Origin of the sequence: Streptomyces roseolus (genome assembly GCF_014649855.1) — a bacterium.
Taxonomy (GTDB): Bacteria; Actinomycetota; Actinomycetes; order Streptomycetales; family Streptomycetaceae; genus Streptomyces; species Streptomyces roseolus.
Window position 1 is genome coordinate 22581 of record NZ_BMTV01000039.1, and the last position, 15058, is coordinate 37638.

Annotated in this window: 5 protein-coding genes; 1 reads left to right on the plus strand and 4 read right to left on the minus strand. The window is 68.2% G+C overall.

What is annotated here, in order from left to right; translation table 11 throughout:
• Positions 1–13 precede the first annotated feature (13 nt).
• Positions 14–3214: a VCBS repeat-containing protein gene (locus tag IE245_RS32740; protein ID WP_189954338.1), complete on the minus strand. Its 3201-nt coding sequence runs from the start codon at positions 3212–3214 to the stop codon at positions 14–16.
• A 613-nt stretch (positions 3215–3827) separates the two neighbouring features.
• On the opposite strand from IE245_RS32740, the gene IE245_RS32745 reads away from it, so the two are divergent.
• A complete protein-coding gene (locus IE245_RS32745) occupies positions 3828–11576 on the plus strand; it encodes a ricin-type beta-trefoil lectin domain protein (RefSeq protein ID WP_229851861.1) in 7749 nt (2582 codons plus the stop codon).
• 462 nt (positions 11577–12038) lie between these two features.
• Here the strand turns inward: IE245_RS32745 and IE245_RS32750 are convergent, their stop codons facing one another.
• Genes IE245_RS32750 through IE245_RS32760 form a run of 3 tightly spaced genes read right to left on the minus strand, consistent with a single transcriptional unit; the run spans position 12039 to position 14976 of the window.
• Entirely contained in the window at positions 12039–13304 is a 1266-nt protein-coding gene (locus tag IE245_RS32750) for a tyrosine-type recombinase/integrase (protein WP_189954342.1), read from the minus strand.
• Positions 13304–13531 carry a helix-turn-helix domain-containing protein gene (locus IE245_RS32755; RefSeq protein ID WP_189954344.1) on the minus strand — a complete coding sequence of 76 codons (228 nt, stop codon included), beginning with the start codon at positions 13529–13531 and terminating at the stop codon, positions 13304–13306. Before IE245_RS32755 ends, IE245_RS32750 begins: the two co-directional genes overlap by 1 nt.
• The gene (locus tag IE245_RS32760) at positions 13531–14976 is read right to left on the minus strand and encodes a replication initiator (protein WP_189954346.1); all 1446 of its coding nucleotides are present in this window, start codon (positions 14974–14976) and stop codon (positions 13531–13533) included. Before IE245_RS32760 ends, IE245_RS32755 begins: the two co-directional genes overlap by 1 nt.
• Positions 14977–15058: the final 82 nt, after the last annotated feature.

Here is a 15058-nt window from a genome sequence, read left to right on the forward strand (position 1 = left end):
CCCGCCTCGGTTGTCAGCCGAAGGCCTTGACGCTCCTCCAGTCGACGGAGAGGACGGTCTTGACTGCCGGGTGGGTGTTTGTCGTGGATGGGTAATAGACGCGGATGTTGCCGGTCGCCCCGTCCCGGGTCCACAGGTCGGGGACCTCGTGGGATGTGTGGGCGGTGTCGTCCGGCTGGAGGTCGGGGATGCCGATGACGGTCGAGACTGCCGACTTCGTCCACCCGGTGCCGTATGTGACGTCGCCCTGTCGGGAGGCCGCTGCTGTCATGAGAGAGCTGAGGCTGACGCCGCCGGGGGTGGCGCTCGGCTTGCCGTGGCGCAGGTACATGTCGCCGCTGGTCACGTCCCGGAACAGCAGGTCGGCGGTGCCGTCCTTGTCGATGTCGGCGAGGTTGACGATGTCGCGGTTGCTCCAGGTCTCGCCGATCATCTGGGTGGCCGTGTGGAACGTGGCTCCGGTGTAGCCGGAGAGGAACCAGAGGTTCGAGTCGGCGCGGACGAAGGCGTCGGGGAGTTTGTCGCCGGTGACGTCGCCGACGGCCTTGAGCTGCGTCCAGGTGGACGGGGCGGGGGCGTTCGACGGGAGCTTGATGCTGACCCGGTTCTCGACGTTGAAGGTGCCGTAGCCGTCGCCGGGGTAGAGCCAGAAGGTGCCGTTGGGGGCGACGGAGAACAGGTCGGTGCTGCCGTCGCCGGGGTAGACGTCGGCGTAGTGGCTGATCAGGGCGGTTTTGTTGGTGGCATCGTCGTACCAGTAGCCCGCCGGGGGTTCGTGCGCCTTGAGGACCTCCGGGTTCTTCGGGTCGGGCCGCAGGATGTATGAGCCGCGCATGGTGCTGTAGAGGTCACCGCCCTTGGCGCCGCTCAAGGAGCGGAGGTTCCCGTTCGCATCGATCACCAGGAGGTCGACGATGCCGTCGCCGCCGACGTCACCGGGGCCGTCGGCCTTGTCGCGGGGCCGGACGTAGAAGGAGTAGTCCGTCCGCGCGCTGACGTTGCCCACGGCGTCGTGGGCGAAGACCTGGAGGCCGTTCGGACCGGCGTGCGGAGGCCGCAGATATGGCACGGTCGCCGTTCCGTTGGTTGCGGACACCGTTCCCCCGGTGCTGGTCACGCCCTCGAAGTTGTAGGTGAATTTCGTGGCGCCCGGGGACCGGAAGGTGATCGCGCCGGTGCCACCGAACTTGACCGAGGCCCAGGTCTGGCCGTCGCTGGTGGCCTCGGGGAAGACGGTGCTGTCGACGTCGGGACTCTGGGGTGCCGTGGTGTCAATGGTGACCTGGCAGGATTCGCTGCCGGCCGGATACCAGGTGGAGAGACCTGGTGGGCTGTACGAGTCCTCAGCCCGCGCGATCCAGCTGTAGGTGGCGCCGTCGTCCAGGCCTGTGATGTACGCGGTGGCCGTGCCGCTGGAGTTCGGGGTGATCAGCAGGTCGGTCTTGGTCTGACCGACCTTGCCGTAGCGGAAGCGGATTTTGCTGAGGTTGCCGTCGGCGTCCTTCGCGTTGACGGAGACGGAGATACTCGTCGTCGCGATGACCTTGGAACCCGGGGACTGCACACAAATGCTGCCGGCGACCAGCGTGGGTTCGCTGGGCAGGCGGTTGTACTCCGCAACGAACTCCGCCGACGATGCCTGGAACTTGCGCCAGGTGTGGGTGTCGCTTTCAGCCGTGGCCCGCAGGCCGAAGGTGATGTTGCCCCAGCCGTTGTCGGCGCCCTTCTGGGCGGCGGCCGTCACGTTGGCGTCTTCGAACAGCTCGTAGTCGTCGTCGCAGTTCGGGTCCGGGTCGTAGCCGTGGGCGAAGGAGTTGCTGTCCAGCCAGGTGGCCCAGCTCGGCTGGGAGTTCCAGGTGGTGTTGGTCGAGATGCCGCCGGTGAGGTAGAGCTTGAACTCTCGAGGGCTGCACGACCACGAGTGGTTGTTCAGCACCTTGAAGGAGGCTTTGTGGACCGTGGCACCGGTGATGGTGCGGAAGTCCATGCGCCAGAACGAGCGGGCGAGACCGCCGGTGTCGGACTCGTATCCGACGCGGGCGTCGGATGTGCCGGAGCCGAAGTTGGTGCCGTCGTAGAAGCTGCTGTTCGGGTAGGGACGGTAGGCGATCGTCCACGACTCCTTCGGGGTCTTCATCGTCGGGTCGATGAAGACCGGGAAGAGGACGTTCTCGTCGGTGAAGAGGCCGGTGGCGGCGGGGTGGAGCTGGAGGCGCGTGTCGCCGGTGCCGTCGCCGTCCAGCTGGACGGCGACGGGGGCGCGCCGGGCGCCGGGTTCGATACCGCTCAGACCGCTGAGCCTCAGGACATCAGCGGGGGTGGCTGTCGAGGTGCGCGGAGCGGTTCCGGAGGCGCGGAGTTCAGGGTTGCGGCCGCTGGAGTCCCAGGCGAAGGGGGTCGGCAGGGAGCCGACCTCGTCTCCTGCCTTGTCAAGGATCCGTACGAGGCTGCCGTACTCCTCGTATTGGAAAACGGCGGTGTCCGAGTGCAAGCCGTACGTCACGGTCCTGAGCGCCTCCTGCTGCGAGGCCTCGCGGTTTTTGACAATGAGGAGCTGGGCGAAGCCACCGCTCTCACGGGCGATCACGAGCAGGTCGACGCCGGGCAGGACCTCGGGGTAGAGGGCGCGTGGCCCGTCGAGCACCGGCTCGGGCAGGGTGCCGGGCCAGGTGTACGTGATGGTGTGGCCTTCGAGGTCCATCTCGGCCAGCACGGTCTCGCCGGGCCGCGGGGCGCGGGTGAAGGAGCGGTCGGCTCGGGAGGTGTCCGTGCTGCCGCTGGAGAAGCGTACGAGCGTGGCCGGGTTTTTGGGCCGGACGCCGAGTCCGCGGGGCGCGTTCTCGGTCCGCTCCAGAGTGTTGTCGATGGGTGCCCACTGCCCCTCGGCGTTCTTCGCGCGCTGCGGGACGGCGTGGATGCTGGTGCGCATGCGCCCGTTGGGCAGTGCCCAGGTCTGCTCGGTGGCCGTGGTCGCGGTCTCGACGAGGACCGGCTTCCCGGTGCGGCGGGCTTGGACGGCGGCGGTCTGGGCGTCGCGGGGGGCGGCCGCGGCCGGCTTCGCCTCGATCGGCTGTTTCGGCTGCGCGGTCGGCGGGCCGTCAGGCTGCCACCAGGGCAGCAGGGATGCGGCGAGTGCGGCCAGTACGAGGCCGAGGGTGCAGGCCAGCCTGGTGCGCGTGCGCACGAAGGGGCTGAGCAGGCGGGGCGCGGTCACGGCGGTCTACTCCCGTGGGAACCAAGCGGAATGGGGGGGCAGCACGGAAAGCCCCGGACGACAGTCACGGGGCGGATGCGCGAAAACGATCACATTTACTTCACAGGCTGTCCATTCATGAAGGATTTATGAACTCGTGACGTGGAGCCGGTGGGCGGACGGGACGCGGGCGATGCGGTCCCTCCTGCGGCTTTCGGGCGCCCCCTTGAACCTGGTTCAAGGCGAAACAGATGATCCAGGTGAAAGATCGCCAGTACGACTGTTCGTCGCACAATGACCCGTGTCTGACCTCACACCGAAGCGCGGAACCGTCGCCTCTTCCCCTTGAGACCAGGGGTGTTCATGACGGAGGGTTCACCCGCGTGCGCCTGGTCCGGGCGTGCGCTCTTTGGTGTTTCCGCACCTCATCCGTTGTTTGGATTTGCTTCAGTGGGAGTCGCCGCGTATGCGTGCTTCAGGTCCGCTGTCATGGTTGGGGCGGGGACGCCCAGCCATGACGGAGTCACTACGACGGCGCCGGCGGCCAGGCCGCACGGCGACCGTCCTTCTGTTGTCCTCGACGTTGTCGGTGACGAGCCTGAGCGCCCAGGCATGGGCCGCTCCGGGGCCCGGTATGAACCGCCTGGGGGAGACGAGCGAGGTCAAACTCCCCAAGCTGCCCGAGAGCGTGCCGGTCCTCCCCGAACTGCCGAGCGTCACGGAGCTGGGCACCTCCGAGGACGTCCCTGTCCTCCCGTACGAGCCCAAGAAGATCACTCCCTGGCAGGCGGGAACAGGAACCGCTGATCTGAGCAACGCGGCTGCCGGCACCTCGGTTCCGGTCTCCAACGGCCTGCCGATCGCCCTCGGCGTCCCTGCGGGCACCGAACCGTCGGCCCTCGCGGGCCAGTGGACGGTCGACCTCGCCGCGCCCGCCGCCTCCCAGGAGGCGGGCCTCTCCGGACTGATCATGCAGATCACTCCGCCGACGGGCGTCGACCCTGACGCGCAGGTCGTGCTTGATGTCGATACCAGCGAGTTCAAGGACCTCTACGGTCCTCAGGCCGCCGAGCGCTTCGGGGCCATGCTGCTGCCCGACTGCGCCTTCGACGCGGCTTCGACGGGAGGGTGCACCGAGACCGGTACCCAGACTTTGTCGGGCGTGGCGGACACCGACGCGTTTGAGCACCTCACCAGCTCGGTGAAGGTGGTGCCCGCCGATGAGGCCCCCACACGGGCGACGACGGCCACGGACGAGCCGGTCCGCACGATCGTCAGCGGCGTCCTTCCTGTCTCCAGGATGCTGGACAGTGGGCCGTCCCCCATTGCGACGGGTTCCCAGGTCCGCACCGCAGCCTTCGCCGCGACCGGCACACCGGGCGCCACCACCGTCGGTGTCGCCGACACCGGCGCCTCTAGCGCCGGTGACTACACCGCCTCGCCCCTGCTGTCCTCGGGCTCCTGGGCGTCGGGCTCGTCGAGTGGTGCCTTCACCTACGGCTATCAGGTGCAAATCCCCGAGGTCGCCGGCGGCCTCGCGCCGAACGTGCAACTGTCGTACTCCTCGCAGACGGTCGACGGCCGTACCTCGGCCACCAACAACCAGGCATCCTGGATCGGTGACGGCTGGGACTACAACGCGGGCTCGATCACCCGTGCCTATGCCAGCTGCCGTCAGGACGGCAAGAAGGCCGGGTCGAACAACCCGCAACACGGCCCGGCGGACCTGTGCTACGGCTCGGAGAACGCCACCCTCTCGCTCGGCGGTATGACCACCGAGCTGGTGTGGGACGAGACGAAGGGGCCCGAGGGGTCCGACGGCAAGCCCTTGGGCGCCTGGTTTACCGCGAACGGCGACGGCTCGAAGGTCGAGCGCCTCAAGAACACCGCCAACGACCCGCGCGCGGGGCTGAAGGACGCCGACGGCGAGTACTGGGTCGTCACGGACAGGAGCGGCACGAAGTACTACTTCGGCCTCAACAAGCTGCCAGGCTGGTCCGACCACGGTACCGCCGCCGACGACCCGTACACGGACTCCGTGCTCGCCGTCCCGGTCTACGGCAATCACCCGGGCGAGCCCTGCTACCAGGCCAAGTGGGAGGACTCAGACTGTCTTCAGGCCTGGCGGTGGAACCTCGACTACGTCGAGGACGTCCACGGTAACGCCATGTCCCTATGGTGGAATCGCGCCGACAACTACTACGCGCAGAACTTCGGCTGGCTCAAGCCCGCGCGGTACCACCGTGACGGCTACCTCTCTCGCATCGACTACGGACAGCGCACCGACAGCCTCTTCTCGAAGACGGCACCGGCCAGTGTCCGGTTCTCGGTCGAGGAGCGCTGTTACACGGTCGACTCGGTGACCTGCACCGAGGCCAACTTTACGTCCGAGCTGCCCCGGAACTTCCGCCCCTGGTACGACACACCCGCGGGCCTGCGCTGCGCCGCGTCGGGCAGGACGTGCTGGAACGCCGGACCCACCTTCTGGTCCCGCAAGCGCCTCGACAAGATCACCACGTCGGCGCAGCGGCTCACCTCGACCACCGCCCGCCAGGACGTGGACGAGTACCAGCTGAAGCAGAACTTCCCGGTCCACGCGACGGGCGTCAACACCGCACTGTGGCTGGAGTCGATCCAGCGCACGGGCTTCGCCCGGAATGGTGCCGGCGACACGAAAACGAAGCTCAACCCGGTGCGCTTCGAGCACAACGCCGAGGACATGCCCAACCGGATCAAGGACGACAACAAGCCGTCGTTCTCCCGGCTGCGCATCGCGCGCGTCATCAACGAGTACGGCGGCGAGACCGTCGTCACGTACAAGAAGCCGGGACCCGAGTGTCCCAGCAACGGCGCGGGGCTGCCCGGCAAGACCGACACGACCGCGCTCAAGAACAACACCCGCCTGTGCTACCCAGCGTTCTGGCACCCGGACCCGAACGTCGAGGACATCGACTGGTTCCACAAGTACGTCGTCGAATCGGTCGAGGAACTCCCTAACATCGGCGGCTCCTACCCGACGCGGACGTCCTACACCTATGGCGGCGCGGGCTGGAAGCTCGCCGAGAGCGAGTTCACCAAGAAATCCACCCGCACGTACTCCCAGTTCGCGGGCTTCGCCTCAACCACCACGATCACCGGCGTGGACGCCCCGAGCACAGGAAGCAAGCGGACCAAGACAGTCGCCCGATTCTTCCGGGGCATGGGCTCCGGCACGGTTCTTGACAGCGAGGGCGAGCCGATCGCCGCCGACGCAGAGCCGTTCGCCGGCCGTATCGCTGAGGAGCTCACCTACGCGAACGCCGGTGACACTGCTTGGCTGACCCGCACCGTCACCTACCCGCACGCCCGCGAACTCGCCCGCCGCGAGCGCGACGACGGCCTGAGCCCGCTGCGGTCCTGGCGCGTCACCGAGCCGAAGACGGTGTCGTTCACCAAGTCCTCCGGCACCGGAGACGACACGAGAACCCTGCGCAGCGTTGAGACCAGGACGACCTTCGACGCCGACAGGGGCCTTCCCACGCTCGTCGAGTCCCTCGGCGACACAGGGAAGCAGGGCGACGAGTCCTGCACCAGGATGACCTACCTGGACCAGCCGGCCAAACACATCATTGGCGTCACCAAGGAGATCCTCACCGCACCCGCCACCTGCACGGAGGCGGACGCCGACAACTGGACGACGCTCAGCGGCGGCAGCCGCGTGGCCTACGACCACCAGCCCTACGACGTGGCAGCGCTCTCCGCGGGCTCCCGCGGTCTGGCCACCGACACCTGGTCGCTCAAGGGCGACGGCACCGGCTTCCAGAGCGACGGCACCACCCACTTCGACGACATCGGCCGCGTCATCTCCCGCACCGACCCCGACGGGAAGATCTCCACGATCTCCTACTCCCCGTCCGAGGGCCAGGTCTTCTCGGTCACCGAGAAGAACTCACTGGGCCACACACAGACCCAGGAGCTGGAGCCCGGCCGTTCCGTCGGCCTCAAGACCACCGACCTCAACGACCGCGTCACCCAGGCGGAGTACGACCCGCTCGGACGTCTCTCCAAGGCATGGGGTGTGGGCCGCGCGACCTCGTCCGTTCCCGACTTCCAGGCCATCTACTCGATCCCCCTGGTCGATCCGGCGAACCCGGTGCGCAAACCGCCCTACGTCACCACCAAGACGCGGGGCCACGAGAACCGCATCGAAACCTCCGTCGTGATCTACGACGGCCTCGGCCGCCAGCGCCAGACCCAGGAACAGGCCACCGGCAGCGGCTGGCTGCTCACGGACACGCTGTACAACGGCTCCGGCGAGATCTGGCGCACCCGGAACGCCTACCTGACCCACAAGGCCGTGCCCGGCGAACTGTTCACCCCTGACGCCGACACGGCCGTCCCCAACGTCACGCAGTACGCCTACGACGGGCTCGGCCGCGTCGTGGAGGAGATGCCCTACCTCAAGTACGAGGCCCCCGGTTCCGAAGGGGCGACCTCGCAGGCGTTCCCGGACCGGGCCACCCGCTACGAGTACGGCTCCGACTGGTCCACGGTGATCAACCCGAAGGGCTCGCCGTCCTACCGGATCTACACCGACGCCCTGGGCCGCTCCTCCCGGATCGACACGTACACCGACGCGGCACGCACGCCCGCGCTGGCGACATCGATGCGCTACACGTACGACGACCGCGGCCAGCTGGCGAAGGCCACGGCCTCGGCGACCCCGGGGCACCCGTGGTCCTGGACGTACGACCACCGCGGCCGGATGTCCTCGTCCACCGACCCGGACACGGGCACGACGACGATGACGTACGACCACAGGGACCGGCCGCTGACGCTCACCAACGCGCGGGGCGTCACGGTATGGAACGACTACGACGAACTGTCGCGTCCCACGCAGCAGAGGCTCGGCGGCAAGAGTGGCACGCTCCTGGCCGACTTCACCTACGACGGAGCCCCGGGCGGCAAGGGCCTCCCGCAGGCGGCTACCCGCTATACGGACGGTCTGGCCTACAAGCAGCAGGTCAACGGGTACGACAAGGACTACCAGCCGACCTCGACGACGTTGAGCCTGCCGCAGTCGATCGCCGACACGTGGGGTCTGGAGCCCTCGTACACGTACAACTACCAGTACTCCGACACCGGCCAGGTCGAGTCGGTTACGCTGCCGGCCGTCGGCGGACTGGCCGCCGAGAAGGTCGTCGCCCGCTACAACGCGGACGGCCTGCCGCTCTCGATATCCGGCAAGGACTGGTACGGCTCGGAGACCGTCTACTCGCCGTACGGCCAGGTAATGCGCTCCACGCTCGGTGCCCAGCCGTACCGGGTGTGGACGCAGAACACCTTCGACGAGGCCAGCGGTGAGCTGCAGAAACAGCAGGTCTACCGCGAGCAGACGGGGGACGATTCCCTCGGCGGCGGTGTCCTCGTCTCCGAGCGCTCCTACAGCTACGACCCGGCCGGCAACGTCACCGGGATCCGGGAGCACGCCGCCAGCATCGCCGAGCGGCAGTGCTTCACGTACGACCCGCTCGGCCAGCTGAAGAAGGCCTGGACCAGCAAGGACCAGACCGCATGCACGGCCGCCCCGACGGCCACGACTGTCTCCGCCGGCGACGGCTCCGGCTACTGGCAGGAGTACGAGTATGACCTCCTCGGCAACCGCAAGAAGCTGACCGAGAAGGACCTTGCCGGCGACACCACCAAGGACGCCGTCACCGACTACACCTACGGCAAGGCGGACGGCACCCAGCCGCACACGCTGACCAAGGTGTCCAAGGCCTACAAGACGCCCGCCGGCGCATCGGTGAAGGCCGAGGCGACACGGCTGTACGAGCTGACGGGCGAGACGAAGTCGGTCACGTCCATCCAGAACGGCGACAGCCAGACGCTGACCTGGACCCACGACGGCCAGATCGACCGGATCACCGGCACGGGCACCGGCGGCAAGACCTCGTACGTGGGGCTCGGGGACAAGTGCCTCGACCTCAACTCGGGTGTGGCGAAGGCGGGCCAGGCGCTCAGTCTGTACCAGTGCAACGCCTCGGCGGCGCAGAAGTTCAGGTTCGTCGTGGCACCGGGTCAGGCCGACCCGAACCTCGGCACGCTGACGGTGCACGACACCTGGTGTGCCGACCCCGCGGCCGACACAGCCGGTTCGGCGGTGCAGGTCCAGAAGTGTGACGGCACCGCCGCGCAGCAGGTACGGCGGAACGCCTCCGGGCAGCTGACGCATGTCGCGTCGGGTCGGTGCATCGCGGTCAAGGACGCCGCCACGGTGAACAGCACGCCGCTGGTCCTGGCGACCTGTGCCTCCGGTGTTGCGGCCCAGCAGTGGGCGGCGCAGGACGACACCCGGCACATCTACGGTCCCGACGGCGGCCGGCTGCTGACCATCAAGGGCAAGGAGGCCACGCTGCACCTCGGCGAGGCCGAGGTGACGGTCCAGAAGGGCGGCGCGCTGGTCACCACCCAGCGCACGTACTCTGCTCCGGGCGGCGCGGTCATGCGCATCTCCTACGGGACCAGCGCCTCGCAACTGGTGGCCATCACCATGGACCACCAGGGCACTCCGTACGCCGAGGTGGCGCTGTACGGCACCCAGCCGGTCCGCGTCCGCAAGCAGGATCCCTTCGGCAACCTGCGCAGTCCGACGGCAACCGCCGCCGGCCTCTTCAGCCACCAGGGGTTCCTCGGCGCGACGAACGACGACGCCTCCGGCTTCACACCGCTCGGCGCACGTCTGTACGACCCGGTGGTCGGACGCTTCCTCTCCGCTGACCCGATCGTCGACCTGACCGACCCGCAGCAGTCCAGCGGCTATGCGTACGCGCACAACAACCCCGTCACTCACTCGGACCCGACCGGTCTGGCGATCTCGCTGACCGCGTCGGAACGCGCTGCGGCCCTCGCGGGAGCGGGGCTGAGTCCGGCACAGGTCGCGCAGGCACAGGCGACCATGGGCAAGTCCCTGACCTCGGTGATCCTCTCGGTCGCCTGGAGCACGCTCAGCGAGTTCATCGGCCTCGACAGCGCCAGGGCCTGCTTCGGCGGCGACATGTGGTCGTGCGGCGGCCTCATCGTTGAGGCGATCCCGTGGACCAAGCTCGGCAAGATTCCGTCGGTTTGGAGAGCCGTCAACCGCACGATTGACGCGGTCCAGGCGTTCCGGGCTGCGAAGCGGGCAGCCGAGGTCGTCCTCAGGACAGCGAAGGCGGCCGAAGCGTCAGCGCTGAGAGCCAAGATCGCGGCGATAGAGAGAGCCAAGAAGGCGGCTCAGGCGGCGAAGAAGAAAGCCGCGGAACAAGCCAAGAAGATCGCCGACCAAGCGGCCCAGAAAACGAAGAAGACCGGTAACCCGGTCCAGAAGCAGGCCCAGGCCAAGGCAGCCCCGAAGGTCTCATCAGCCAGCAACGGCAAGGGAGGCGGAAGTGGTAGCAAGGCCGGCACGACCAAGTCCAGCAGCTCCAAGTCCGGCGGCTCCAAGGGCGGCGGCTCCAACGGAGCATCCGCACGCGGCAACGGCGGATCGAGCGGCGGTTCGTGTTCCACCTCGGACAACAGCTTCACGCCGGGCACAAAGGTCCTGATGGCCGACGGCTCCACAAAGCCGATTGAACAGGTCAGGACCGGCGACAAGATCGTCGCGACCGACGAGAAGACCGGGGAGACCCGGGTCGAAACGGTCACTGCGGAGATCAAGGGCCAGGGCCTCAAGCACCTGGTCAAGGTCACCATCGACACCGACGGCAAGACTGGCACGAAGAAGACCCAGGTCACCGCGACCGACGGCCACCCCTTCTGGGCCCCCGAAGTCGGCAAGTGGATCGACGCCACCGACCTGAAGTCCGGCCAGTGGCTCCGTACCAGCACGGGCACCTACGTCCAGATCGCGTCGATCGAGCGATGGACCGCCCAGGCCGCCACAGTTCACAACCTGACTGTCTCCGACCTCCACACGTACTATGTGCTCGCAGGCGCCACTCCGATCCTCGTTCACAACTGCAATGTAGACCCTCAGAGCGCCCCTGGGGGGAAGAACGGCGCTGCCGTTAGCATCAAGCAGGTGAAAATGGCACTGGGTAGGGCTGGCATGAGCGTTTCCCGGTACGACATCGTGCACGTGCCAGAGATCCGCACTGCAGGAGACGGTCTGCCTGCCTATGGGAACAGTCCTCACGACGGCAATGGGATGCCGAATCTGGGCCCGCGAGGACGTCCGGTAATCCAGATCTCCAACATGGGACTGGCTGATATGGATACGGCTGTGGCCACGATCTTCCACGAGATCCATCATCACCGGATGTATGCCACTTGGCCAGGATCCATGGGTGGAACAGAGTCCGCTGCGGAGGCATTCGGGCAATCTATGCTCGGCGTTTTCAGGCGAAGGACGGGTTCATGATTCAGCTAACGCGCTTCACTCCCTCGGAAGTCGAGGCACTCGGGCGAGATCGAAACTTCCTCCGAGACCAGTCAGAGTGGCTTTGCCCTTCGTGTGGAGAGGTTTCGGTTCGCACTTACCTCAGAAATACGAAACACGCGAATCGTCCCGCAGTAATCAGCTACACGTGGTGTGCTGCATGCCGCAAGATGTCTGGCTCAACCGGTCCTCTGCCACCCGGTCTGACCATCTCGGATCCATGGCGGGAGTTGGATCCGGCGGCGTGGGAACAGTTCGACACCAGCCTGCCCAGGCTCTTCGCTAGGCTCGACCGACTCTGGGAGGACGGCGTGCTGCCGCAAAGCGTCGTCTGGACGCGGTAGCAGAGTGCCGATTATGTCGTAACACGAGCAAACAGAAGCCCCGCCAGGTGACTCCTGGCGGGGCTTCTGCACGGGGTGACGGCAGTAGTTGACGGCAACGTCAACGGACGAGAGCAGCGCCGGTCGGGCCGTCGAGGGCCGTGCTGAGAGTGTCGATGGCGTCACGCTGGAGGCGGATGCGTACGTGAGCGTAGACGGTGGCGGTGACGCCGATGTGGGCGTGGCCGAGGAGTTCCTTGATGACGACGAGTTCGACGCCCTGTTCCAGAAGGAGGGTGGCAGTGGAGTGGCGGAGGTCGTGGAAGCGGATGCGGCGGAGGCCGGCCTTGCGGAGGAGCGTGGTGAAGGCGCGGGTGAGGTTGGTCGGGTCGATCGGTCGGCCCTGCGCGGTGGTGAACACGTGCCCGTCGTGCCGCCACGTCGTGCCCGCGGCCGCACGTTCGCGCTGCTGCTGCTCGTGGTGGAGCTTCAGCGACTGGACGCAGCGGGTGGGGAGGGCGATGCGGCGTTCGGAGGCCCGGGTCTTGGTGGGCAGCGTGGTGAGCCCGCCTGCGGCGGTGCGCTGCAAGGTTCGACGGATTGCGGCGGTGCCCGCGTCAAGGTCGAGGTCTTCCCAGCGCAGGCCGAGAAGTTCGCCTTTGCGGAGTCCGGTGTGGAGGGCGAGTTCGAACAGCGCGCGCAGCCGGTGGCCCTGGGCTGTGGTGAGGAGTCGGCGGGCTTCGTCGGCGGTGAGGGGTTCGAAGCGGCGGGGTCGTGGGGTGCCGGTGCGGACGTTGCGGGCGACGTTGCGCGGGATCTCTTCCTCGCGGACGGCGTGCTCCAGGGCGGACTTGAGCACGGAGTGTATGTAGGTGAGCGTCAGCGGGGAGAGCAGCTTGTGGCAGCACTGGCCGGCAGCGCAGCAGCGGGGCTCATCGCGCCGGGCGTCGATGCCGCGCGTGCAGCACTGGCAGGTGGTGCGGAGCTGGTTGAGCCAGGTGCGGACATCCTTGGCGGTGAGCTTGGTGAGCTTCTTCTTGCCGAGGCCGGGGATGAGGTAGCGGTCGACGCAGGTGGTGTAGCGGGTGTGGGTGTTCTCTCGGAGGTGGTGGACGGCGACGTTCTCCAGCCAGTAGGTCAGGTACGCGGCCAGGCTGCCCTGCGCGGAGGGGACGGGGAGGCCGCGGTTGCTGGTGGCGATCTTCTCGGTGAGCTTGGCCAGGGCTTCCTTGCGGGTGGTGCCGTAGACGCGGACGCGCATTTGGGTGTTGCCGGGGGCGAGGACGTATCCGGCGGCTTCCCAGCGGCCGTCCTTGCGCTGGTAGACGGTGCCGTCGCCGTTGGCGCGCACACGGCGGGAGGCGGGGGTGTCTCGGGACGTGGTCATCAGGCGGCGGCTTCCTGTTCGAGGCGGGCGAGGATGAAGTCGGCGAGGGCGTGGGCAGGGATGCGGCGGGCGCGGCCGAGGGTGATCGACGCGAGCTGGCGGGTGCGGAGCAGGTCGTAGACGGCGGAACGGCCGAGCTGGAGGCGGGCCATGACCTGGGGCACCGTCAGCAGGTCCAGCGCTGGCTCTGTCTCCGGGTGGAGGACAGCGGGCGGGGGCAAGGTCATCAGCAGCCCCCTTCGGCGATGAACCGGCGTTCCAGCTCCCTGCGATGCCAGACGGCGGCAGCCAGGAGCGCGGCGCCGGGGCTGTAGCCCGAGCCGAGGTAGGTCCAGTGGCCGACGACGAGGGTGGTGTCCGGGTCGGGCTCGGGCAGGCCGGCGTGGGAGCGGGCCTGTTCGGTGCGCCAGGCGCGGCGGGCGGCGCGCAGCGCGCCGAGGGTGGTCGAGTAGGCGCGGGACTTGGTGGAGAAGTGGCCCCGGAAGCCGAGCATGTGTGCCCACTTCCAGAGCTTCAGTTCGGCGAACTCCGGCAGCCTGCCCAGCTCCCAGCAGGTGCGGATCATCTGCCGCACATGGCGTGCGACTGCGAGCCGTGGCAGTGGGCGGGCCTGTCCGGTGCCGTCGCAGGCGGTGCACGGGAGCGGGGTGCCGTGGGGCAGGGGGGTGGCGCCGTGTCCCTGGCAGGGGCGACAGAACAGGGCGCGGTCGAGGGCGCCGGAGGCGTCGGCGGACTTGGTGGCGTACTTGGCCACGTAGGCGGCCACGGCCTGGTCGGTGAATTCGGCGTCAGCACCGAAGGCGGCGATCTCGCGTACGTCGAGTTGTTCGCCCCAGGCGAGTTCGCGTTCCCCGATCGCGTCCGACTCGACGGTGACGCGGGCCCGTGCGGCGGCGGCGCGTACGGCGTCGGTGAGCATGGCTGCGGTGGCGTACGGCGGCGGGGGCTGGCTGGTGCCGTCCGGGCCGTCGAGTCGGATGACGGCGTGGAAGTGGACCAGGCCGCGTTGCTGGTACTCGGCGACCTTGGCGAAAGAGACCCGCAGGACCGCGCGGGCGGCCTTCTGGGTCATGCCGAGTCGGGCGGCGAGCTCGCGGCGCAGGTAGGTGGTGAAGCGGGCCCACAGGGCTCCGGCGTGGGCGTTGAACAGGACGGCGCCCGTGTAGTCGTACGTTGCCGGGTTCAGGGGCGTGCCGAGCAGGGCGTCCGTGGGTTCGTGGAGCTTGCGGCAGCGGCAGGGCCGGATGTCGCCGCCGGGGGTGGTGGGGCGGTTGTGGACGGGGCCGAAGGAGGGGGCGGTGAGGGTGGCGAAGACGCGGGGGTGGGTGCGGACGGTGTCGGGGACGTTCTTGCCGCCGGAGAGGCCGGCGTGGATGAGGTGGTAGGTGTCGGCGGCGTAGAGGCGGGAGCAGGCCGGGCAGCGGGAGGCGCGGCGGTTTCCGCACGCGGTGAGCAGACTCCCCGTGGGCTCCTCGGACGAGGTGTAGGAGCGCAGCACCTCACCGGTCATGGTGTCGACGGTCGCGCTCTGGCCGGTCAGGCGTACGGGTTCGGTGCAGCCGCCGAGGCGTTCGATCTGCTGCTCTGCGCGGTCGAAGTCGGGGTGGTTGACGAGGTGGAGCAGGTCCCGCACGGCGGGGCTTGCCACTTGGCGCAGGTCCAGGGTGACCATTCGGGGCGTGTCCCTTCTGTTCGGGTGGATGGCCCCGAGCAGCAACCAGCCAGCCAGGAAGGCGTGTTGGTGTTGCTCGGGG